At 41.5% G+C, this 24994-nt stretch carries 17 protein-coding genes and 1 pseudogene; 13 read left to right on the top strand and 5 right to left on the bottom strand.

The genetic code is table 11. The features are described from left to right. Window positions 1–17 precede the first annotated feature (17 nt). The 3 genes from hemW to rph are packed head-to-tail and all read right to left on the bottom strand — an operon-like array spanning window position 18 to window position 2547. Window positions 18–1163 (bottom strand): radical SAM family heme chaperone HemW, encoded by a 1146-nt coding sequence (gene hemW / locus N6A79_RS00290; RefSeq protein ID WP_268546526.1) that lies wholly within the window; start codon window positions 1161–1163, stop codon window positions 18–20. Continuing rightward, the gene (rdgB, locus tag N6A79_RS00285) at window positions 1163–1807 is read right to left on the bottom strand and encodes an RdgB/HAM1 family non-canonical purine NTP pyrophosphatase (protein ID WP_268546525.1); all 645 of its coding nucleotides are present in this window, start codon (window positions 1805–1807) and stop codon (window positions 1163–1165) included. The genes hemW and rdgB overlap by 1 nt, the downstream gene beginning before the upstream one ends. A gap of 17 nt (window positions 1808–1824) precedes the next feature. Further along, window positions 1825–2547 (bottom strand): ribonuclease PH, encoded by a 723-nt coding sequence (gene rph / locus N6A79_RS00280; RefSeq protein ID WP_262098750.1) that lies wholly within the window; start codon window positions 2545–2547, stop codon window positions 1825–1827. A 386-nt stretch (window positions 2548–2933) separates the two neighbouring features. Between rph and hrcA the strand changes: the two genes are divergently transcribed. The 9 genes from hrcA to N6A79_RS00235 all read left to right on the top strand — a co-directional run bounded on the left by hrcA (window position 2934) and on the right by N6A79_RS00235 (window position 12951). Next, the gene (gene hrcA / locus N6A79_RS00275) at window positions 2934–4004 is read left to right on the top strand and encodes a heat-inducible transcriptional repressor HrcA (RefSeq protein ID WP_182418359.1); all 1071 of its coding nucleotides are present in this window, start codon (window positions 2934–2936) and stop codon (window positions 4002–4004) included. 747 nt (window positions 4005–4751) lie between these two features. Next, the gene (locus tag N6A79_RS00270) at window positions 4752–5753 is read left to right on the top strand and encodes a substrate-binding domain-containing protein (RefSeq protein WP_268546524.1); all 1002 of its coding nucleotides are present in this window, start codon (window positions 4752–4754) and stop codon (window positions 5751–5753) included. 62 nt (window positions 5754–5815) lie between these two features. After that, complete coding sequence (locus N6A79_RS00265) at window positions 5816–7300, top strand: sugar ABC transporter ATP-binding protein (RefSeq protein ID WP_268546523.1); 1485 nt, start codon at window positions 5816–5818, stop codon at window positions 7298–7300. Next, complete coding sequence (locus N6A79_RS00260; protein WP_262079354.1) at window positions 7293–8288, top strand: ABC transporter permease; 996 nt, start codon at window positions 7293–7295, stop codon at window positions 8286–8288. Before N6A79_RS00265 ends, N6A79_RS00260 begins: the two co-directional genes overlap by 8 nt. After that, the gene (locus tag N6A79_RS00255; protein ID WP_268546521.1) at window positions 8285–9343 is read left to right on the top strand and encodes an ABC transporter permease; all 1059 of its coding nucleotides are present in this window, start codon (window positions 8285–8287) and stop codon (window positions 9341–9343) included. Before N6A79_RS00260 ends, N6A79_RS00255 begins: the two co-directional genes overlap by 4 nt. A gap of 74 nt (window positions 9344–9417) precedes the next feature. Then, on the top strand, window positions 9418–9858 hold the full coding sequence (locus N6A79_RS00250) for an RbsD/FucU family protein (protein ID WP_262079351.1): 441 nt from the start codon (window positions 9418–9420) through the stop codon (window positions 9856–9858). Window positions 9859–9964: 106 nt separating this feature from the next. Then, on the top strand, window positions 9965–10948 hold the full coding sequence (locus tag N6A79_RS00245) for a sugar phosphate isomerase/epimerase family protein (RefSeq protein WP_268546519.1): 984 nt from the start codon (window positions 9965–9967) through the stop codon (window positions 10946–10948). Window positions 10949–11203: 255 nt separating this feature from the next. Further along, window positions 11204–12076, top strand: a complete 873-nt coding sequence (locus N6A79_RS00240; protein ID WP_268546518.1) for a MurR/RpiR family transcriptional regulator — start codon at window positions 11204–11206, stop codon at window positions 12074–12076. Continuing rightward, on the top strand, window positions 12073–12951 hold the full coding sequence (locus N6A79_RS00235; protein WP_268546517.1) for a ribokinase: 879 nt from the start codon (window positions 12073–12075) through the stop codon (window positions 12949–12951). Before N6A79_RS00240 ends, N6A79_RS00235 begins: the two co-directional genes overlap by 4 nt. Before the next feature lie 382 nt (window positions 12952–13333). On the opposite strand, the gene N6A79_RS00230 is transcribed toward N6A79_RS00235, so the two are convergent. Together N6A79_RS00230 and N6A79_RS00225 are read right to left on the bottom strand one after the other, a co-directional pair. Continuing rightward, on the bottom strand, window positions 13334–16066 hold the full coding sequence (locus N6A79_RS00230) for an autotransporter outer membrane beta-barrel domain-containing protein (RefSeq protein WP_268546516.1): 2733 nt from the start codon (window positions 16064–16066) through the stop codon (window positions 13334–13336). A 200-nt stretch (window positions 16067–16266) separates the two neighbouring features. Then, window positions 16267–17005: pseudogene (locus N6A79_RS00225) on the bottom strand (IS5 family transposase). Between the two features lie 386 nt (window positions 17006–17391). Here N6A79_RS00225 and N6A79_RS00220 point away from each other — a divergent pair. From N6A79_RS00220 to N6A79_RS00205, 4 genes are all read left to right on the top strand, one after another. Further along, a complete protein-coding gene (locus N6A79_RS00220; protein ID WP_268546515.1) occupies window positions 17392–18246 on the top strand; it encodes an ImuA family protein in 855 nt (284 codons plus the stop codon). Continuing rightward, on the top strand, window positions 18146–19714 hold the full coding sequence (locus tag N6A79_RS00215; protein ID WP_268546514.1) for a Y-family DNA polymerase: 1569 nt from the start codon (window positions 18146–18148) through the stop codon (window positions 19712–19714). The genes N6A79_RS00220 and N6A79_RS00215 overlap by 101 nt, the downstream gene beginning before the upstream one ends. Before the next feature lie 19 nt (window positions 19715–19733). Continuing rightward, complete coding sequence (locus N6A79_RS00210; protein WP_268546512.1) at window positions 19734–22994, top strand: error-prone DNA polymerase; 3261 nt, start codon at window positions 19734–19736, stop codon at window positions 22992–22994. A gap of 302 nt (window positions 22995–23296) precedes the next feature. Continuing rightward, complete coding sequence (locus tag N6A79_RS00205; protein WP_268546511.1) at window positions 23297–24688, top strand: histidine-type phosphatase; 1392 nt, start codon at window positions 23297–23299, stop codon at window positions 24686–24688. Window positions 24689–24994: the final 306 nt, after the last annotated feature.

Here is a 24994-nt window from a genome sequence, read left to right as displayed (position 1 = left end):
TTGATTTTTTGAATCGTTTAAGCGGCAAGCTTTCCGATAATATGGTCAAGCAAAATGCGTCCCTTTTCGCTAGCGCGTAAGCGGTTATTGCCAACCATTTCAATAAGGCCATATTCTTGTAATTCAGCCATCACCTTATTATCAAGCGGCTTTCCGCGCAAGGTTTCAAGCGAATGGATATCTAGCCCCTCATAAAGGCGAAGCCCCATAAGCAGCATTTCATCGGCTTGATTATCTTTGGTTAAATATTCTTCCTCAATAATACCGTGGCCTTTTTCTTCAACCAAATCGCACCATTTTTCTGGCAGTTTTTCGGTTATTGTAACCGTGCGCTTATCACCTTCAATAAAACGACCATGCGCACCAGGGCCAATGCCTAAATATTGCTGATAGCGCCAATAAAGTAAATTATGCTGCGATTCAGCTCCCGGCACCGCATGATTGGATATTTCATAAGCGGGCAAACCACGCTTGGCCGTGACATTTTGGGTAATGTCATAAAGCAATGCCGCATCTTCAGGCTCTGGCAGTTTTAATTTTCCTGCTTCATAAAGGCGCTGAAAGGCAGTGCCTTCTTCAATAGTTAATTGATAAAGCGATAAATGATCGGCAGCAAGGTCAATTGCTTGATTTAACTCACTCTCCCATGATTGCGGTGTTTGATTGGGACGAGCATAGATAAGGTCAAAAGACAGGCGCGGAAAAATATCACGCGCGAGGCCAATTGCATAAATGGCTTGTTTAACATCATGAATACGACCAAGACGTTTTAGCTCTGCATCATCAAGCGCTTGCACACCAAGCGATAAACGGTTAACCCCAGCGCTTTTATAAGCACGGAAACGATCTGCCTCGACACTTGAGGGATTGGCTTCCATCGTAATTTCTGCGCCATTTTCAATTGTCCAATGGCGGGCAACTTCATTTAATAAATGGGCAACGGTTTGCGGCTCCATTAAGGATGGCGTGCCGCCACCAAGAAAAATACTGGTAATGATTTTATGGCCAATACGCTCGCGCAATATTGCCATTTCACGCGAAAAAGCCGCACGAAAGCGCGGCTCATCAATACCGCGCATCCGTACATGGCTATTAAAATCGCAATAGGGGCATTTGGCCGCGCAAAACGGCCAATGGATATAAATGCCAAAAGGCTCACGCATTAATCTTCCAGCATATTTTCAGCAAAAAGCTTAAAGGCACGGGCGCGGTGTGATAGCGCTTCACTATCACCCTTTTTCCAACCGTGTTTTTGGGTGGCCGACATTTCACCAAAAGTGGTATCAAAACCTTCGGGCTGAAAAATTGGATCATAGCCAAAACCTTGATCACCGCGCGGTGGCCAAACAATTATGCCTTCAATTTCCCCACGGAAATATTCAGCATGACCATCAGGCCAAGCAAGGCAAAGTACACTAACAAAGCGGCCATGACGCTGCTCATCACGCACTGCGCTTTTTTCTTGCAAGGCAGTTTCCACCTTTTGCATAGCATTAGCAAAATCACGGCTACCATCGGCTTGAATAGCCCAATCAGCCGTATAAACACCCGGCTCTTTATTAAGGCTATCAACTTCTAAACCAGAATCATCCGACAAGGCTGGCAAGCCAGTTGCTTTTGCGGCAGCAAATGCTTTGATATAGGCATTTTGCTCAAAAGTAGTGCCTGTCTCAACAGGCTCAGGCAAACCAAGCTCACCGGCTGATTTGGTATGAAAGCCAAATGGGCCAATAAGCTCGGCAATTTCCTTTACCTTGCCCGCATTATGCGTGGCAACAATAATGTCTTTTGTATCTAATGTACGCATTTTTAAGCCACACATTTTTAAACTTTAGCAATTGCCTGTTTTTGCAATTCAACCAATTGGTTGATGCCATTACGGGCAAGCTTTAAAAGACTGTCGAACTGGTCTTGTGAGAAAGGCTCACCTTCAGCAGTGCCTTGAATTTCAACAATACCGCCCTTGCCAGTCATAACAAAATTGGCATCTGTTCCAGCAGTTGAATCTTCATTATAATCAAGATCAATCATTGGCTCGCCGCCAATAATACCACAGCTAATCGCCGCAACATGATCTTTCAATACGCGCTCAACGCGAACGATCTGGCGTTTTTCCATCAAAGCAAAACAATCATAAAGTGCGATAAAGCCACCAGTAATAGCAGCGGTACGAGTGCCGCCATCAGCCTGCAATACATCGCAATCAACGGTAATTTGCATTTCACCCAAGGCTTGCAAATCAACAACAGCGCGCAATGAGCGGCCAATAAGACGCTGAATTTCAAGCGTGCGACCACCTTGCTTACCTGATGACGCTTCACGGCGCATACGGTCGTTGGTTGAACGTGGCAACATGCCATATTCAGCTGTTATCCAACCTTTACCTGTATTGCGCATCCAACCAGGAACGCGCTCTTCCAAGCTTGCCGTACATAAAACATGGGTATCGCCAAATTTAACCAAACATGAGCCTTCAGCGTGCTTATTGACCCCCCGTTCAAAAGAAATTGGTCGCATTTGATCATTGGAACGGTTGGAATGACGCATGTAAAAGGCCTTTCTAATTTTATGCCACGAAAGATATTAAAAGATGCAATTCTTAAGAACTTGATCTTTCAACGGGCACAGGGACAATATAAGATGTAGCTGCTTTCATAAAATACCAAAAGCAGATTTTCACGTTTAAACTATTAGACTTTGAAATTAAATAAACAAATACGTATTTTGATTTTTTTTTCAATTTTTATCATGAATTGACTATATTGGTGTGGACAATTGTAATCGTTTGCTTTTGCTTTTTATAAATACATGACTCTATCAATAATTTATAATTATTGATCCTATATTTTAAAATAGCTATATATAAAGCAATGTATTTATGCGCTGCTTTTAACCGCGCTTAAAGCGAACAAAAAGGTTTTAGGTTTAATATCATGTCATCGGTTTTTGATACAATGGGATTGGGTGAAATGGATGAGCGCTCTCGCGAGATTTTTCGCCGCATTGTTGAAAGCTATTTAACCGATGGCGAACCGGTAGGCTCACGTAATTTATCCCGCAATTTAACATCGTCTTTATCGCCTGCTACTATTCGCAATGTTATGAGCGATTTGGAACAATCGGGTCTTATTTATGCGCCGCATATTTCCGCCGGTCGCATGCCAACCGAACTTGGCTTACGTTTTTTTGTTGATGCTTTTATGGAAGTTGGTGATTTACCGGCTAATGAACGCAAACAGATTGAAGAGCAAGTGCATGCTGCGGGTTCCAGCCAGTCAGTTGAACAATTTTTAACCGAGGCAAGCCAAGTACTTTCTGGTTTATCGCGCGGTGCGGGGCTTGTTTTAGCAACTAAATCCGATGGATCATTAAAGCATATTGAATTTGTGCGCCTTGATCCGCGCCGCGCTTTAGTTGTACTGGTTAATCAAAATGGCGAAGTTGAAAACCGTATTGTAGAATTGCCAGAAGGCGTTACCCATTCACAATTAGCGGAAGCCAGTAATTACCTTAATGCCCACATTAAGGGACGAAGCTTAAACGAAGTGCGTGATGATATTGCCCGTGAACGTGATGAAACACGTGCCAATCTCGATACGCTTTCCCAACAATTGGTCGATAATGGCCTTGCCGTTTGGGGCGGCGTCAGTGCTGATATGCCAGCGCGCCTTATTGTGCGCGGCCGCGCAAATTTATTAGAAGATATTCACGCCAAGGAAGATATCGAGCGTTTACGCAATTTGTTTGATGATTTGGAAACCCGCGATGGCATGGTGCAATTGCTTGACCTTGCCGAGGAAGCATCGGGCGTGCGTATTTTTATCGGCTCTGAAAATAAATTATTTTCCCTATCAGGTTCATCGGTGGTGGTTGCGCCTTTTCGTGATAGCAATGAAAAGGTCATTGGTGCTTTAGGCGTTATTGGCCCAACACGACTTAATTATGCGCGTATCGTGCCGATGGTTGATTATACTGCACAACTTGTCTCACGCTTATTGCGTTAAGTTAGCCAACAAAAACAATTAGCGGCAGGACATATTAATTTGAACGAAATGGTATGAGTAAATTTTTGTAAGAACCTAAGGATTAAATGCAAGAAGAGCCGCCGAGACGAAAATTTTCAAGGGGCTGTTTTTTTCTAGAAGGTGCAACCTTTTGCATTGATGCAAATAGCGCCCTTGCGCAACAAGCGAGGAATAACCACCATGGGGCAGGCGGTTGCGATTAATCTTGGGGCCAATAATTAAACGATGATTAGACAGATGTTTTGCAATCACATTCAGATTACAACCCCAAATATGCAAATACTGAATTTGTGATCTTTCTTCACCCCCCATGCGAATAAGATGTCATGACAACACTCTGGGTCGGTAAAGTGAGCAATACCATATTGCTCAGGAGTATTGTACTTCAACTTGGAACTCGCCTTTTTCATTAAGAACTTTATCGTTATAATAGAAACTTTAGACAATCTGAAAATACTTTTGATAAATAGCAATATCACTATCAAAAACTAAAAATAGTTTAAATTCAGATAGATCTGATTGTAATTAATTTTCAATCGTCAATATATTATTTACAAAAGCTAATATCAAACCCCTTACAAAACAGCATTATCCTCCTGTCCTTCTTGACATATTTCTACTTTCCTTATAATTGTAATTTTGTAAAGTTAAGAAAGTTTATACGTATGGAGGTGCGATACCTGCTTTGCAAATCTCACTTTCAAAAGCCATATTGGGAGATAGGTTATGAATCGGAGAACAATACTTAAATTACTCACCAGCATCACACTTGCTGGCATTATCGGCACTTCCTCAGTAGCACTGGCATCAGAAACAAAAACCATGGTTGTTGTTGTCAAAGAAGCCGGCATTCCGTGGTTTAATATTTTGAACCAAGGCCTACAAGAAGGCGGGAAGGAATTTAATATCCATGCCTCAATGGTTGGACCTGCACAGGCTGATCCTGCCCAACAGGTCAAATTAATTGATGATTTGGTTGCTAAAAAAGTTGATGTTATCGGTCTTATACCCCTTGATGTAAATGTGACCGCTCAAGCAATCCAACGCGCGCGTGATGCTGGTATTGCTGTTATTACCCAAGAAGGTGACACACAAAAAAACAAAACTTGGGATCTTGAATTGATGAGCGCCAAGTCATTTGGTGAAGCGCAAATGAAGGCCCTTGCCCGCGAAATGGGTGAAGAAGGTGAGTATGTTGTTTATGTAGGCACTCTCACCACAACCGGCCATAATCAATGGGCTGACGCAGCTATTGCTTATCAAAAAGCGAATTATCCTAAAATGAAGTTGGCAGCAGATAGGTTTCCCGGCGCTGATCGCATTGATGAAGCCGCTAAAGTTACCCAAGCCGTTATCCAAACCTATCCAAATTTAAAAGGCATTCTTTCAATGGGTTCAAATGGGCCTATTGGTGCTGGTAATGTTATCCGCCAAAAGAAGCTACAAAAGAAAATCGCCATTGTTGGTACGGTCATTCCCTCACAAGCGCAACAAATGATCATGACTGGCGTGATTAGAGAAGGCTTTTTATGGAATCCCAAAGATGCCGGCTATGGCATGGTAGCTCTTGCCCGTATGGTGTTGGACGGCAAAAAAATTGAAACAGGCATTTCGATCCCTCGACTAGGCGATGCGGTTGTCGATGAAAGCAATAATACTGTTCAAGTAGAACAAATTCTATCTATCAACAAGGAAAATATCGCTGATCTCGTTAAACTGGGTCTTTAATCAACCTGGATTAGAAACTCGTTTTAAACTGTAGTCATCGCAGCGATGACAGGGAGATAGTGATGGTAAATTTTCTTGAGTTGCAAAATCTAAGCAAAACATTTGGTGGAGTTAAAGCGCTTTCAAATGTCGATTTTGATCTTGCAAAAGGTGAGATCCATAGCTTGGTTGGGGGTAATGGATCTGGAAAATCTACAATGATCAAGATTATTTCAGGTGTGCAATCTCCCGATTATGGCAGCCGACTGATTATTGAAGGAAAGGAGTATTCTCATTTAACTACTGTTGAAAGTAGTAATTTGGGAATACAGGTTATCTATCAAGATTTATCGCTATTTCCCAATCTTACTGTTGCAGAAAACATCGCCATTGGTCAGCATCGTGGTAAATTACATACGATAAGCTGGTCTAAAATTAGACAAACAGCGTTAGCGGCAATAAAGAATATTAATGCTGACCTTGACCTTGATGAATTGGTGATCGAACTACCTATTGCCAAACGCCAATTGGTCGCCATATGCAGAGCTATTGCCGCCGATGCAAAATTGCTGATTATGGATGAACCAACCGCGTCCTTGACTCGTCATGAGGTCGATGCACTTTTAGCCTTAACCGTCGAGTTAAAAAATCGCGGCATCAGCATTGTCTTTGTTAGTCATCGCTTTGATGAAGTACTCGAAATAGCCGATCGTGTCACGGTTGTACGTGATGGCGTAAAGCTTGGTACTTATGATGCCAAGGATATGACTGAAAATCAGCTTGTTTATCTCATGTCCGGCAAGGAATTCCATTACGAGACGGCTGAACGCGCTATTGATCGAGCAAAGCCGATTTTAAAGGTCAACGAACTTAGCCGTAGCCATGAATATGATGATATTAATTTAAGCCTATATAAAGGTGAAATCCTCGGCATTACCGGTCTATTAGGTTCTGGTCGCACCGAGTTGGCCTTATCTTTATTTGGCATGAATAAGCCTGACAAGGGTACAATCGAAATTGAGGGAAAAGCGGTAAGATTTTCTTCCAATACCCAAGCAATACATAATGGCATTGCTTATGTTCCTGAAGATCGATTAAACCTATCGCTTAATCTTGACCAACCGATTAGTACCAATATTGTTGTTACTGTCCTTAATGCGATTAAAAGCAAATTTGGCATTATTAAAAAAAGCACCTGCAATGACATTGCCCGTCAATGGATCAGTGATCTTAAAATAAAGGTAGCTGATCCAGAGCTTGCGGTACAAACCTTGTCGGGCGGCAATCAACAACGCGTTGTCATTGCAAAATGGCTGGCAACCAACCCTAAAATTTTGATCCTTGACAGCCCAACGGTTGGCGTTGACTTCCATGGCAAGGATGGAATTTATAATGTTATTAAAAACTTAGCTTCAAGTGGATTATCTGTGATCCTCATTTCAGATGAAATATCAGAGGTTCTTTACCATAGCGACCGCATTTTGGTGATGCATGATGGAAAAATCACCGCAGAATATTTATCCCACCAGACCAGTGAAGCTGAGCTAAAGGAGGCCGTTTATGTTTGATCGACTTTGGAAATTACGTAAAAGTCAAGAATTTTGGCTCGCCATTGTAATCATAATATTTGTGGTCGTATTGTCGATATTAAGGCCAAATTTTACCAGTCTACAAAATATAATGGATCTTTTAAGTTCGTTTTCCTATATGGGCATATTGGTTGCCGCATTGCTAGTAGTTCTCATCGCTGGTGGGATCGATATTTCTTTTGCCGCTGTTGCGACCGTTGCGCAATATGTTGCTTTAACCATCGCCAATAATTATGGCATTGGCTGGCTTGGCGTTACACTAATCGCATGCGCTGTGGGTTTAAGCCTTGGTGTCATCAATGGGATTCTTGTTAGCACTTTGCGTATTCCAAGCATTATCGTGACTATTGCAACCCAAAGTGTCATATTTGGTCTACTCTTAACCATCACCAAAGGGCAAGATATATTTATGCTGCCTGAATGGTTTACTAACGGTGTTGACCTTGTTTTCTATACTGATAATGACGGTATGGAATATGCTATCAACTTACAAATAATTGCATTGGTGTTAACTCTCGCAGTTACATGGATATTATTAAATAAAACTAATATTGGTCGGCAAATTTATGCTTTTGGAAGTAATCCAGATGCTGCACAGCGTGTTGGCTTTAACGTCTTTCGTCTTAATCTTTTTGTCTATGGCTATATGGGATTTGCTGCGGGTATTGCCTCTCTTGTTCTTGCTCAATATACCCAATCAGTTTCGCCAACCGCATTGGTTGGAAAAGAACTTGATGTCATAGCCGCCGCATTTTTAGGCGGGGCAAGCGTGACAGGCGGCGCAGGTACCGTTGGCGGCGCAGTGCTTGGCATTGCCCTTATCGCAATTATGGAAAACGGTTTGACCTTGCTTGGCGTATCCTCTTATTGGTCACAATTTTTCACAGGCTTAGTCATTATTGCTGCGGTGATTAGTATGGCACGCGATGCCCGCCGGCGTTGGCGCGAAGCTCCAGGAGTTGCATGATGAAAGCCAAATCTTCAATTTTTCAAATCTTTAATAACAATAATACGCGCCTTTGCACATTATTATTGGCATTGATCCTTGTCCTTGGACTTTTTATTGGCGATCGTCTATTTTCTGAAGATGGCTTGCGCTCAATGGCTCTTCAGCTTCCAGAACTTGGTCTTTTATCGCTTGCAATGATGGTGCCACTGCTTTCTGGTGGCATCAATTTATCTATTATTGCAACGGCTAATTTATCAGCCCTCACCATTGCTTATGTCCTAACACTTATGCCGATAGATGCCAGTAATTCGGTTGTTATTTTTTGGCAACTAGGGGCAGTAGCGACGGGGTTTATAGTTGCGGTGATTATCGGCTTATTAAATGGCATATTAATCGGCTATTTGCGAGTTTCGCCCATTTTGGCAACATTAGCAACCATGACACTTGTCAAAGGGCTTGCCGTTGGATTAAGCCATGGCACTGTCATATCAGGCTTCCCATCGGGAATTGTTTTTATTGGCAACGGATCGGTCTTTGGAATTCCAATGCCGTTGGCTTTATTCATCGTAACTGCAATTCCAATGGCTATATTGCTTGGCTTCACACCACTAGGCATTAAAATTGCTTTATTCGGCTCTAATGAGCGGGCGGTACGGTTCTCTGGCATCAATACCCGAAAAGTTGTTGTCCAAATCTATGTCATCAGTTCAATTTTAGCTTTTTTAGCAGGGTTATTAATGATGGCGCGCTTTAACTCAGCCAATGCATCCTATGGAGAAAGTTATCTCTTGGTCACTATATTAGCCTGCGTTCTTGGCGGTGTACATCCCTTAGGTGGATTTGGCAAAGTAAGCGGCGTTGTTTTGGCACTTATCATCTTGCAAATTATCTCTACTGCTTGCGTCGTACTTAGTGTTAGCCAATTCCTCACATTTGCAATTTGGGGAGGGATTCTTATTGCAGCCAGCATGTATGAGGCGGCTTCACTACGAGAATTTTTTTACTATCTATGGCGCTCAAACTCAATAAAGCCGCCAATGCCAGTATCTTCTAATGATAATACAACCCATTAGCTTGCGTGATGCGATAAATTCATTTTTAAAAAAATGCCTTCAGTTAAACATGGCAATGAAAGAGTGAGAAACAAATGTTAAAAGGTTTAGATGTTGCTCTAAGTGCAGAGCTATTAAATGTATTGATGGCAATGGGGCATGGCGACGAGATTGTCATTTGTGATGCCAATTACCCTTCTACAAGCATGGCAAAATATACAACCCATGGCAAAATTATCAATATGGCTGGTTGCGAACTACCAAGGGCTGTTGAAGCCATTCTTTCAGTCATGCCATTAGATACCTTTGTTGACGTACCAATTTTTAGAATGGAAGTGGTGGGCGAAGCAGAAAAAATTATGCCTATCCATACCACCATTCAAGCGGTTATAGATAAGGCGGAAGGGAAAGCAATCAAGATTGGCTCGCTGGAAAGGTTTGAGTTCTACGAAGCATCAAAGAAAGCTTTTGCAATTGTGCGCACTTCAGACCTTAGTCCATATGGCTGCTTCATCTTGAAGATGGGGGTAATTTAGGCTTTTTCAAAAAATTACGCTCCACTTAAACAACCGCAGCATATTTGCTTAACCATACTTCACAACATTACTAAATTTTGTAAATATTTAATTCTGGAGAATTATTATGTCCCTCACTCGTTTTGCAACCCGCCTTAACTCTTTTGCTTCCGCGCCTCATCTTGCATGGCCAGACCAAACAAGCAAGCCAACCCTTTTGCAAATGGTTGAACGAGCGTCCAAGGCCAATGGTCTCACCGATGTAGATTTAAACTATCCCGATCATGTCCTTGATGATCCAGCAACAGTACGTCAGCGCATTAATGATCTTGGCTTAAATATTAGCGGGCTTGCTATGCGCTATTATACAAATCCAAGCTTCAAAATGGGTGCGTTTACCAATCCTAACAAGGATGTAAGGCGCGCAGCGATTGATCTAACCAAGCGTGGTATTGATGCGGCGCGGGCGATGGACGCCAATATGATGACTCTTTGGCTAGGACAAGATGGCTTTGATTATAATTTCCAACTAGATTATGGGCAAGTTTGGGATTGGGAAATTGAAGGCATTCGCGAGGTTGCAGAACATGACCCTGAATGTATGATCAGCATCGAATATAAACCAGATGAGCCAAGAGCACAGGCCCTATTGCGCGATGCTGCAACAACCTTACTTGCCATCCAAAATGTTGGCGCTCCTAATCTAGGGGTTACTGTTGACTTTGCCCACTCGCTTTATTGCGGCGAACAACCCGCATTTGCAGCATCCCTAATCCACCGTTTCAGCCGCTTATTAGGCGTGCATCTTAATGATGGTTACGCCAAACGTGATGATGGTTTAATGGTGGGGGCGGTGCATATGCGGTCCACCCTTGAACTTTTACGGCAAATTCGTAATGATGGTTATAACGGTGTTCTTTACTTTGACACATTTCCCGATGCAAGCGGTCTTGACCCTGTAGCCGAATGCGAAGCAAATATTGCAACAGTAACGCGATTACTTACCATTGCCGATCAGCTAAACGCCGATAATCGCCTTGGAGAAGCTATTGCACAGCAAGATGCGGTGAGCGCTATGCGCATTGTTAATGAAGCATTGATTGGCGCATAGAGCAATTTTTGCAAAAGCCAAATTAGAGCATTTTTAAAAAGTCATTTTACACTTTTGATAAAAATGCTCTAATATTAGAAATATTGAAATATCTTATCAAAAATTTCGATCTCAAGTGAGAGGTTAAGCCCAATTACACACATAAATTTTATGATCCATATGCCTATTTTTATACTTATTTATAATGGTAAGATTACCCAACTGGTTTAAATTGCAATCTATAATTTTTAACATTCATTTGAGAAAGCAACGTCAATGAAATTTAACAAAAACTTCAAAGCCGTCGGGCCTCATATTCGAATGATGATGCCGCTCCTTACCCCTCTTGAAACAAGAGTGGTTGAAACGGTTTTTTCGCTTAGAAGATTTGACGATGAAACACCGCTTAAAGAACTTTCTGAAGAAGCTGGCGTATCCGAAGCTATGGTAGTTAAAATTGCAAAGAAGCTAGGCTTCGCCGGCTATAGGGATTTTCGCAGTGCCGTTAGCGAATATAACCGCTTGCCTACTGCCGAAATGCATCAAGAACTTTCGCCCGAAGATACATCACAGCAAATCGTGCAAAAAGTCTTTCGCACCTCTATTCAAGCTTTAGAAGAAACCTTGGCGATTATAGACATTGAAGCTTTTGATCGCGCTGCAGATCTCATTTATAATGCACGGCAACGTGATTTTTATGGTGCAGGCGGATCAGCCCAAATTGCGCGTGATGTCGCGCATAAATTTCTTCGTATCGGGGTTAGATCCAGCGTTTATGATGACTCTCACATTATGTTGATGTCGGCATCGCTACTTGGGCATGAGGATATCGCCATCGGTTTTTCTCATTCAGGCAATACAGTTGCCGTCATCGAGGCATTACAATTGGCACGCCGCAATGGTGCACGCACAATTGCTATTACCAATTATAAATCCTCTCCACTTGCCCAACAAGCTGATGTTGTTTTATGTTCCACAGCACAAGGCTCGCCATTAATGGGCGAAAACGCTGCGGCTCGCATTGCGCAGCTCAATATTCTCGATGCTATTTTCGTAGCTGTCGCACAACGTGACTATGATGCCGCCGAACGTGGTCTTAACAAGACCAGAGCTGCGGTTGCCTCCAAGCGCAAGGATAAATTCATATGACCATCACCCCTGCCGTTGTTATATTTGGTAGTATTCACTACGACATCATTGTTAAAAGCCCAGACCGCCCAAAAAAAGGTGAAACCGTTGCTGGTACGGCATGGCACCCTAAATGTGGCGGGAAAGGCGGTAATCAAGCTGTGTCGGCGGCAAATCATGGCGTAAAATCCGTTATGATCGGCGTGGTAGCATCAGACACATTTGGACAGGTTTTAAAAGATAATTTCAATCATAATGGCGTTGACACCCGTTGGCTGCGCACTATTGAAGGTGAAGGCTCTGGCATGAGTGTTGCTATATTCGATGCAGAAGGCGATTATGGTGCAGTTATTGTTTCGGGTAGTAATCTTGCCTTATGTGAAGACGACGTAATCGCAGCCCAAGACGTATTTTGTAACGGTTCAATTCTTGTATTACAAAATGAAATACAAGACACAGCAAATGTTCATGCGGCGCAAGCCATGCACAAGGCTGGGGGAACAGTTATTTTAAATGCAGCACCAGCGCGCCCATTATCTTCACAACTCGTAAAACTTATTGATATTTTGGTTGTCAACACAGTTGAAGCCGAAGCATTAGCCAAGTGTGCACCAATCAACTCGCTTACAGCTGCGCTGGAAGCCGCAAAAATTTTGGTTAAAGATTATCCCACCGTTGTTGTTACGGCTGGTGGCGATGGCGTTGCATTTGCCTGCCAAAACGGTGAGACAGGGCAAATTCCAGCCCAAAAGGTTAAACTTGTGAGCACTCATGGTGCAGGCGATAAATTTATTGGGGTACTTGCAGCAGAGATATTCAAAGGCGCTTCACTCGCAGAAGCCATCAGCGTGGGAAACAGTGCTGCGGCGCTTCACGTAAGCCAAGCTGAAAAATAGCCTATATCATATTATAGTTGCTAAATGGGAGGATAAATAAAAAGTAATTGTCCTCATGCGAGGGAAACATAACCTGCTTTTAAGTTCACTTATCTAAGGTATCCTATAAGCTAACAAGCTTAAAGACTAAACTTTTTCACCCCATATGGGATGTTTTAAAAGGAACGATTTTGATAAGTTATCACAAATAAAATCTTAATCCACCTATTACAAAAAAGTGCTTAGTTTACATACAATATTTTCTTAAAAATATTTGTTAATCAAAAGGCTAAAAGAAAAGCCTGTATATTAAGTAATATACAGGCTTTCAATTTTTATAAGTAGAATTAAGTGGTATATATTTATGTCATTACCTTATAACATAAGCATTTCATATTAATGCTTAAAACTGGTATTTAATTTTTACGCCGCCGCCGCCGCCTTGACGTTGACCAACGTAACCTTGCCCATTAACATCTAAACTTAAAGCCTTATTAGTAGTTATCGGTTGAATATTAAAGCCAGCTTCAAATATGCCAGTACTGCCACCAAGTGAAGGTTTATCAAGGTTAAACTCATAGGCTTTAGCTGCAATTTCACCATCAAATTCATATTCATAGGTGGCGCCAAAATAAGGTTTAAATTGCTCGTTATAAGCATAGCCATAGCGACCACCTAGTTGCATGCGTGAACTGGTTGCACTATCAAAACGTAGCTTTTCATAGCCTATATTGACTGTATCACCATCCATATGTGTCCATAAATAGCGACCATATGCATCAAGGGATTGCTTTTCATCAAAGTTAAATACATAGCCACCAGCAACATGGCCACCATAATAGCTGCTCTTACTATCATAAGAACCACTGTAAGCGCCTTCAAGTATACCAAAGGGTGTCATATTATTGCCGACATCAAATTTACTACTGGTACGACCGGCACGGATTGATGCTTCAAGGTAGATACCATCAGCTTGGTCTGTAGCAAGGTTAGTCACACGTCCAAGCCCCGTATTGGCGAAGTCGATACGACCCAAAATACCGCCGCCCTTATAATTGCTATCACCATCACCATAAACCGAGGCAAAATTGGTGAAGCTATTATAGGTATCATAGGTACCGCGGCCATATTCAAAGAAAGCCCCAACGGTTGTCTTGTGACCTATACCAAACTCAAAACCCGTTGCAATACCAAGTGCCATATTAAAGCCTTTAATATCGACATGGCTGCCTGTATTGTTGCGTTGTGACGAACCATTCATAATTATGAAAGGTACGATTGAAGTGTCCGAATCATGGGCAAAAGCTTGTGCGCGAATACCGTTAACACTTGTGCCTATTAGATCACTGCCTTGACTAGTAAAAGCTAGGGCCGCCGCACGTCCTTCAGAATAAGATTTTGATTGTGGGTTAAGGCGTGCAGCTGATTGCTCACCTGCCGTATTGGGGGCTGTTGGGTCCACAGCAGTTGTTGGCGGTGTGGGATCCACAGGTGTTGTTGGTGTTGTGGGATCTACTGGAGTTGTTGGCGGTGTGGGATCCACAGGTGTTGTTGGCGGTGTGGGATCTACAGGTGTTGATCCAATTGTCAAGATAAGCGGCTTATCACCGTTGCTTTGCTGGGTAAGAGTGGCGTTATAAACAATAAACTCACCTTGATTGATGACATAAGGTCCGCTCGCTACCCAGCTTCCTTGTGTCTTGTTGATCATGGTGACTTTATCACCGTTAGATAAGCGGCTACCATCATTATACATATTTATTGTATGCCGAGTATTCGTAAGATCAACCGCGTTACGACCTGTAATTGTCACAAGCGTATCACCGTTGACGACATCTGTTGGTAATATCCAATTATAATTTTCAAAATTATAAATACCAGAAACAGTTCCACGATATCCATTAAGGTTTAATGTGTTACCAGCTGCATGAGTTTCAAACCCACTAAAACGCCCGTCGCCTCCATAAATACTACCCGAAATTTTAACGTTTGTACCATTAAGTGTTACTGTATTTTGCGTTGCTGTGCCAATATCACTATATCCACCATAAACATTTCCAGTTATAGATGAATCGGTAATTGAAACTTTATTTTCAGTGACAGCTCCAGTTCTGCTAAAACCGCCATATACATTTTTGCTTATAATAGTGTTCCCGTTAAGCGTTAGTTCATTGCGTGTAGTTACGTCACTGCCAGCATTATATCCCGCGTAAATATTGTTAGCAATATTTGCGCCAGTTATAGAAACCTTATTATCCGTTGCAGCTGCACCACTTGTATAGCCACCGATGATTGTACCTTTATATTGACCACCATTAATGGAAACGGTATTATTTGTTGCATCTGCGCTACTTGTAAAGCCGCCTATAACACTCCCATCAACTGTACCATTATTAATTATAACACTGTTATCTGATGTAATCTGCCCGGATGCACTGCCGCCCTGAACGCTACCAATAACTTTAGCATTTTCAATAATAACAGTATTTTTTGATGTAATACCTTTATTTGCATTCCCACCCGCAATATTACCATTAACCTCGGTCGCTTCGCCTGAAATGTTTACACTATTATTAACTGCGTTGCCGTTTATTGACTGTCCACCAAAAATATCTCTTCCAATTAAAGCATTCGTAATGGTAACTTTATTATTTGTTGATTGTCCATCATTGGAATAACCACCCATTACATCTTGCAATATTTTCCCACTAGATATGGTAACAGTGTTACTATCGACATTGCCCTCAACTGATAGTCCCCCTATAATACCACTTTCAACAATTCCACCAGTCATATTTACAGTATTATTGCTTACATTGCTATTTTGAGACCATCCGCCGTAAACTCGATTGGGAGCATTATAATTTGCTCCTAAAGAGGTGGTATCGGAAATTGTTACAGTATTATTATTTAAAGAAGAGGTTTTAACAGCTTTATTATTATTTTGTAACTGTCCCGGGAAATAAAAACTATCATTATTTAATGCTTCAAATTCCGTTGTGGTACCATTATATGTAATTGTATCAGCAATTGCAGATTGTAGATAAACTGTACATGCTACACTTGAACCAAGAGCTATAGTAACTGCTATTGATGATATTGAATATTTAAATTTCAAAGCACTAAATAAATTCATAATTATATCCCGATTTAACCCTCTATTAATGCTAAATAATTATGCATAATATGCAAATTTAATTTGTCTTATAACTTAAAAAATTTCAAAATTGAAGTATTAATTAGAAATAATATGTGGTCTTGTCGCAAGTTCTAAGTTAGGTGAATTTAATAGAGACCTACCTTGTTCATTTTTCATATCTCTAGGGTCAGGACTCATTAATTGATATAATATATGACGGCTGCAGCGATACTGATTGCTGAAAAGAAAGTATGTGCGCATCGATCGTATCTTGTTGCAATACGTCGCCAAGTTTAAAGTTTTGCAAACAAGTTCTCAATTTTACGACGTAATTTATAGGTTGCCTTGTCAAAGTAGATGTTCGATGTCCTACCTTTTCAGGGGGAATGCAAGGCTTGATTTTTCTGTCAAATAAGGCTTGCCTGAACCAGTCAGTGTCAATACCTTTGTCAGCAATAAGTTCTTGCGCTTCAAGCAAAACTGGTAACAGAAGAGCCGCGCCTTTATAGTCGCTCATCTCACCTTCTGACAATAACAGGCATAGCGGCTTTCCATCTTGATCAACGACTGTATGCAGTTTTGAGTTCAAGCCACCTTTTGTGCGTCCAATACGACGGAGAACATCCCCTTTTTAAGCAGGTTTGCTGCTGTGCGGTGTGCCTTAAGATGGATTGCATCAATCATGTTACGCTGAGGTTTTGGACCTTCCCCAGCGAGCTCTGCAAAAATGCGAATAATCACACCCAATCGGCTCCAGCGAAAAAGGGAGTTATAAAGGGTTTTGTGCGGACCATAATTATTAAGAGCATCTTTCCATTGCAGGCCATGATTAATAACATAAACAATCCTACTGATAACGCGCATATCACCAACACGTGCCACCCCATGCGATAATGGAAAATAAGGTGATATCCGCGCCATCTGACTTTCACTCATTGGCTACCTCCGTCACACCAACGAATCATAAATCAACTAAAATGTGAATCAATAAAATTAAAAGGTTCTGACCCTAGACATTTCTTTCAATATCAACATTTCTTGTTAGAAACCAGCCCATTTCAAGTAAAGAATTTAACTCATTTTGCGAAAGATTATATTTAAAACCTTTTATGATCTCTATCATTTACTTTGTTTACTCCTATTTGGGCTTTACCGCTTTAGAGTCAAACTCCATTAATTTGAACGAAATAGTCCAGCCCCTAGTGATTGACTATTTATAAAACTCACTTTTGTATAATTTACTACTAGTTTTGAAATCTTGACTCTTTTTGCTTTATCCCGCATAAAGAACAAAACAGGAACATATTAAATGTGAGTCGAGCATGGATAAAGCTAATTTAAACAAATTGCGTCAGCAAATTGCCAAAATGGAAGGCCGTCCAGCTGCGCAAATTTTATCAAATAATCAAATAGACCATTTCCATAAAGCTGATAAAAATTATAATCATCAAAGCCTAAATAATGTTGAATTTACCCATTTTTGCTTAGGTTTAAGTGAAGCAGATGAGATTATAAAGCCAATTTTGCGTGGATCATTACATGAAATTGTCCCTGCCCCATCGCATTGGCAAGCCGCTTATGGTTTTGTGTTAGCTTTAATTTTACGTGCCAATAAAGGTCCAAGCTTACAACCGCTTATCTGGATTGAAGATGATGGCATTTTGTTTGAATATGGTGGTTTAAATCCCTATGGTATTATTGCTATGGGGCTTGACCCTTCGCAATTAATCCTTATCCGCTGCGCCCATTTAACCGATGTTTTAAAAGCTGGTGATGACGCATTACAATTAAAAAATATTAGCGGTGTTGTTTTAAGCCTATCGGATAGTTGCAAAGCATTGGATTTCACCACCAGCCGCCGTCTGCATCTTGCCAGTGAAAAAAACAATATTCCAGCTTTCATGCTTATGGCCAAAAACGCCCCCAAAACCAGCAGTGCTTTTACACGTTGGCGCATAGCAAGTGGCCAATCAATCTCATCGGGTGCAATGGCACCCGGCGCGCCTTTTTTTGATGTTGAACTTATTCGTAACCGCTCAGGCGGCATTGGCCATTGGTCTATGGAATGGAACTTTCATGACAAAACCTTTAATGAACCGACTTTATCTCGCCCTTTATTTTCCATACCTACCAACCAATTGGATCATGCGTTTAAGGCAAAAAAACACGCCAGTTAAAAGTGAAAACAATGCCTTGGCTTTAATTAGCCGTCAGGCATCGGGGTTGGTTATCACTGCTATTAACCGGCAGGCAGCAGCAAAAGGACTTTATATTGGCCAAAGCATGAGCGAAGCTAAAGCCATTTTTCCAGAATTTGAAGTACAAATGAGCGAGCCGCATAAGGATAATGCTTGTTTAAAATGGCTGGCTGAAGCGGCTGAGCGTTTTACGCCGCTTATTGCCTATAATCTTCCCTTTGGTTTAATGCTTGATATTACCGGTTGCGATCATCTTTTTGGTGGTGCAAAAAATATGCTTGATAGGGTTATAGAATTTTATCAAAATTTGGGGTTTGAAACCAAAGCCGCCATCACGACGACACCCCATGCGGCACGTATTTTTGCGCGTTTTGGCAAGGGTGGAATTGTTGAAAAGCAAAATTTAGCTCCTACACTTGATATAATGCCACTTAAAGCCTTAGAGCTTGAGGGGGCAATTTATCATGGCTTGACCAAGGCTGGCTTTAAAACAATTGGTGCAATACGCAATTTAAAACCCGCTGCATTAAATGCCCGATTTGGCGCAGTACCAGTTACTAAATTACAATTACTCTATGGGCAGAAACATCACCCCATTTCACCAATTACGCCTAAACCTTTATGCTATAAAATTGGCCGCCTTAATGATCCAGTAATGAACGAAGATCAGATGATTGTCGTATTAGAACCTTTAGCACAAGATTTTTGTAAAAAATTGCGTGATCGCGGTGAAGGTGCAAAACTTATCCATATTGCATTTTTCAGAGTTGATGGCGCACGGCAAATCATTGCCATTGAAACAAGTAAGCCCTTAAACGAAGCGGCACAATTGATGCGGCTGATTAAAGAGCGTCTTACATCTTTGACAACGCCACTGGATATTGGTTATGGTTTTGATGCTTTTGCTTTTGCAGCTCTTGAATGTGAAAAAATTGTTGCGGTAGAGCAAAATCTATTTGTAAAATCCCAAGATAATAGTGAAATTACTAGCTTTATTGACAGGCTTTCCACCCGTTTAGGACATGATCGGGTTTTACGCCTTGAGCTTCACCAAAGCCATATCCCCGAAAAAGCCTTTGCATGGCAACCTGCGCTTTATGCCGGCAAGGTAAAAACAGATCGTTTTGATGAGGCGATGTTTTTTGCTCAAAATCAAGAGGCCGCAGAACGCCCCTGCCGCATTTTTGTGCCGCCGCAACCGATTGATGTGGTGGCTGCCGTTCCCGACAGCCCACCTGCCTCTTTTCGTTGGCGACGTGTTTTACACCGTATCCGCCTTGCTGAAGGGCCGGAGCGTATTGGTGCAGAATGGTGGAAAAATTCTGCACCCACCCGCGATTATTATCGGGTGGAAGATGAAATTGGCCGGCGTTTTTGGATTTTTCGCTATGGACTTTACAGCGAAAAAGCTTCGCCAAAATGGTTTTTGCATGGCCTATTTGCTTAAAAATTCAAGGTAGCCCAAAATGGTTGCAATTTTTGAAATGGTAACACGCAGCAATTATTCATTTTTGCAAGGCGCATCCCACCCCCATGAGCTGATTGAGGAAGCCGCGAAGCTTGGATATAGCGGCATTGGCCTTGCCGATATTAATAGTCTTGCCGGCATTATTCGTGGCTTAACCGCAGCCCGTAAAATACAGCAAGAAAATCCAGATTTTCGCTATTTTGTCGGCTGCCGCTTACAATTTACCGATAATATGCCTGATTTAATTGTTTATCCGCGTGACCGTGCAGCCTATGGCCAGCTTTGCCGCCTATTAAGCGAAGGAAAAATGCGCTCACAAATCAAAGGGCAGTGCCATATTAGCTGGGCAGATTTTTGCTTTCGCGCGCGGTTTTTCCAAATTATTACAATTGCACCAGCAACCATTCCCACTATTAAAGAGATTGAAACTTTAAAAAGCCAATTATTGCAAATTGTCAATGCTGCACCAAGGCAAGTTTGGCTTGCTCTTGATATGGCCTATATGGGCAGCGATCAAAGGCGGGCGGCCAAATTACTGACCCTTAGTCAACAGGTAAATATTCCGCTCATTGCCACGACAGATATTCTTTATCATCGTAGCGAGCGCAGACCATTGCAAGATGTTCTTACCGCAATTTGCTTACATACAAGTCTTGATGAAGCTGGCTATCAGCTTGCTAAAAATGCTGAAAGACATATGAAGCCGATAATCGAATTACAGCGAATTTACCGCAATTACGCCGATAGTCTTTTAGCGCAACAAGACTTTGTTGCTCCCATTCACTTTTCACTTGATGAAATTTCCTATAGCTATCCTGATGAGCCAGTGCCACAAGGCAAGGATCCGCAAAACTATTTAAGCGATCTTACTTGGCAAGGCGCAAATGAGCGTTATAAAAATGCAATTCCAGATAAAATCACTGCCATCATTCAAAAAGAACTTACTTTAATTGATGAACTTAATTACGCACCTTATTTTTTAACTGTTTATGATATTGTTTCTTTTGCAAAAGAACAGGGCATTTTATGCCAAGGGCGCGGATCAGCCGCCAATTCTGCCATCTGCTATTGCCTTGGTATAACCAATGTTAATCCCAATGAAATAGATCTCTTGTTTGAACGGTTTATCTCAAAAGCACGCGATGAACCGCCCGATATTGATGTTGATTTTGAGCATGAGCGGCGTGAAGAGGTGATGCAATATATTTACCGCCGTTATGGTTTAGAAAAAGCAGCCATAGTTGCAACTGTTATTAGCTATCGCGCACGAAGTGCAATTCGAGACGTGTGTAAAGTTTTAAGCCTTGGCGAAGATATATCCAATGCTATTGCCGGTACGATATGGGGATCTCACGGCGGAGAGGCCAAAGGCGAGCATATACAAAAAGCTGGTCTTGATCCTGATAATCCGCGTATTTACCTTGCCTTGCAACTTGTTGGTGAGTTGATTGGATTTCCGCGCCATTTATCGCAGCATGTTGGTGGCTTTGTTTTATCTCGTGAGCGCCTTGATGAAATTGTACCCATTGGCCCTGCCGCTATGGAAAATCGCACTTTTATTGAATGGGATAAGGATGATATTGACGAAATCAAGCTGATGAAAGTAGATGTTTTGTCGCTTGGTATGCTAACTATGATCCGTAAGGCTTTTTTATCGTTAAAGCAATTTTATCACATCAATCATGGTCTTTACACTTTACCAGCAAATGATGAACAAACATATGCCATGCTCCAAAAAGGCGACTCTATCGGCGTCTTTCAGGTAGAAAGCCGCGCGCAAATAAATATGCTGCCGCGTCTTAGACCACAAAATTTTTATGATTTGGTTATTCAAGTAGCCATTGTCCGCCCCGGCCCCATTCAGGGTGACATGGTGCATCCTTATTTACGCCGCCGCAATGGGCAAGAGCAAGTTTCCTTCCCCTCCCCCGATCCAGCTTTTGGCCCAAAGGACGAGCTGAAACAAGTATTAAATAAAACTCTTGGGGTTCCGCTTTTTCAAGAGCAGGCGATGCGTATTGCTATTGATGCGGCAGGATTTTCCCCTGATGAAGCCAATGATTTACGCCGCGCCATGGCAACCTTTCGCCGCACGGGTAAATTAAGCAGTCTTGGCGGCAAGATGATTGGCGGCATGGTAAAGCGTGGCTATGATATTGGTTTTGCACAAAACTGCTTTAAACAAATTGAAGGCTTTGGCGAATATGGCTTTCCCGAAAGTCATGCAGCAAGCTTTGCCCATCTTGTTTACGTTTCGGCATTTTTAAAATGCCATTATCCTGATGTCTTTGCCTGCGCTTTATTAAATTCGCAGCCGATGGGATTTTATGCACCAGCGCAAATTATCCGCGATGCAAGAGAGCATGGTGTGATGATTAAGCCGATTGATATCAATCTTTCCTTTTGGGATAATCATTTGGAAAAAAAGGACATAAAACAATCCCAGCAATGTTTTTTTCCCGTGCGTTTAGGCTTTCGGCAAATTAACGGATTTTCACGACAATGGGCAGAGATCATTGCAAAAAACCGGCAAGAAAACGGTGACTTTCATTCCATTGAAGAAATACATCACCGTCTTGCTCTGCCACGGCGCGCCTATAATCTTTTAGCCGATGCCGATTGTTTCCGCTCGCTCAATCTTGATCGGCGTGAAAGCCTATGGGCAACGCGGCGCTTACCCGATGATGAAACCTTGCCGCTGTTTAAACAAGTAAATGCTCAAGATATTGGCATGGAAGAAAAAACAATATTGCCAGTGATGGAACTAAGTGAACAAGTGATTGCGGATTATGAAACCACACGCCTATCGCTAAAAGCCCATCCGGTTAGTTTTTTGCGAGCCAATTTGGCAAAAAGGCAAGTTATTGATTGTGTAAGCGCTACACAAAATTGCAACCATGGTACAAGAGTTAAAATTTGCGGCATTGTAACCGTGCGGCAAAGACCTGGCAGCGCAAAAGGCGTGGTATTTTTAACCATTGAGGACGAAAGCGGCATTGCCAATATCGTGGTGTGGACAAAAGTTTTGGCGCAATTTCGCCGTGAGGTGATGAGTGCAAAATTAATCGAGGTGCATGGTCATGTTGAGCGTGATGCGTCATCAGGCGTGGTGCATGTGGTGGCGAAGAAAATTATTGACCAAACAAGCGAGCTGTTAAATCTTGCCCAAATGCCCGAGCGCTTCACTGATAATGATAATAATAGCGCACGCCATCCACGACAGGTGCGCATTTTACCGAAATCTCGTGATTTTCATTAAAAAATGAAGCGAATTATACCATTAAACTTAAGACAATTATCAATTGAACTTAGTTCAATTAAATTTTGGGAAAGAAAAATAATACTGTCACTTAACTGTAATCTTGATAGATTATTCAACACGCTGAGCTTTTATTGAAAATAGTTATTTTTAAAAAATAATGCCAATAGCAGCGTATAGTTTGAATGATGCACCTAAATTTTTTCATAAGTAAAAGCAAAGAGTATAAGCAGATCTAAAATATTATTTCTTTCATAACCATTTTAAATTCGCCACTAACTTAAAATTCCTTTGGGGGCATCATGTCATCTGATATTTCAAAACCTGTTATTGAGATAAAATCATCCTTTGGTTTATCTAAGCTGATGGTAAAAACACTAGCAAGCGCAGCTATTATTGGTAGTGTCCTTGTATTATCAGCAGTCAGCAACCAAGCTCATGCGCAATATTTTGGTGATGATATGCGCACTAAACTTGCGCACAATTTTAAATTAGATAAGGTGGTGGTTTTAATGCGCCATGGCGTTAGGCCGCAAACCAACACCAAAAAGCTTGAAGAAAATACTGGCCGCCAATGGCCAAAATGGATTGTACCCGATGGCTTTTTAACTGGCCATGGCTATGCTGGCATTGTTCAGCAATCACATTATATGCTTGATACATGGCGAGCTGAAGGCTTGCCTATTGCCAATACTTGCCCAACTTCTAAAGACTATTTTTTATGGGCAAGCCCAGTGCAAAGAACCGTTGCCACAGCGCAAGCGGTTGGGGATGGCATGTTTCCAGGTTGTGGTATTGCCCCGCAACATTTAGAGCTTGAAACAGATGATCCGCTATTCCAAGCTGTTGATTTAGAGCTTGCCCAGCCTGATCCTAAAATCGTTGAACAACAAGTCCTTGCGGCGATGGGTGGCTCACCAGAAGCGGCAGAAAAGAAATATGCTGATGATGTTGCCCGTTTAAGAGCTGCGGTATGCGGCAATAAAAGCGATGATTGTAAATTTCTTGATGAAAAATGGGGCTTTAAAAGTGAAAAGCCGGGCAAGTATAAATTAACTGGCCCGGTATCAGCCGGGAGCACTATTGCCGAGACGATCCGCCTACAATATAGCGAAGGCTTACCCTTGGAAAATGTTGCCTTTGGCAATGTTAAAAATTCTGACGATGTTGCCAAATTAATGGTTTTGCATGCCGCAAAATATGATCTTGTTAGCAATACAAAAGAAATTGCAACCCATGGTGGCCATGTTTTGATGGGGCAAATCTTAAATGCATTAGCAGCAGGGACTGCGGATCAAAAGGCAAACACCTATGATCGCCTTAATGCACCTTTGGTGGTCTTTGTAGGCCATGATACCAATATATCACAAATCCAAACGATTGTGGATGCCAATTGGCATCTTGGTAATTATCCAGCCAACGACATTCCACCCGGCGGCATGCTTATTTTTAAGCGCTATTATGATGACGTCAATAAGGTCTATGCCATCAATGTTTCCTTCACCGCACGCTCGCTTGATCAATGGCGCAACTTGACTGAGCTTAATGGCAATAATGCTCCATTATCACAAGATTTTGGTGATGCAGATTGTCTTAAAGTTAAAGAACAACAACTTTGCCGTCTTGATCAATTTATTGAGCGTAACAATGCCCAAATCCAACAATTTGAACATAAAATTGATCTTTATAAGTAATAGTTAAATTTCAGCGAACCATAATCATAAAAATAAATTCGGATATTTTAAAGTATTTTCAAAATGTCCGAACAGCCCAAAAATATTTAATATTTATAATATTAAAAAACCTATTTTTATTCATAACTGTAAAAAAAATGTAATAATTTTGATCTATAGAGCAACTATGAGTATTTTTACCAATTAAAATAAACTTTTTAATTATTACTAAAGATTTAATATAATTTCAAAAAATACATACCGTAGAAAATATTACAACTTAATCATTATAAAATTTGCTAAAACAAAATCGGCAATGTTGTTATC

Origin of the sequence: Bartonella sp. HY761, from assembly GCF_026743145.1 — a bacterium.
Classification (GTDB): domain Bacteria; phylum Pseudomonadota; class Alphaproteobacteria; order Rhizobiales; family Rhizobiaceae; genus HY038.
The sequence above is the reverse complement of the archived record's forward strand: the minus strand, read 5'-3'. Positions and strand labels throughout refer to the sequence as shown.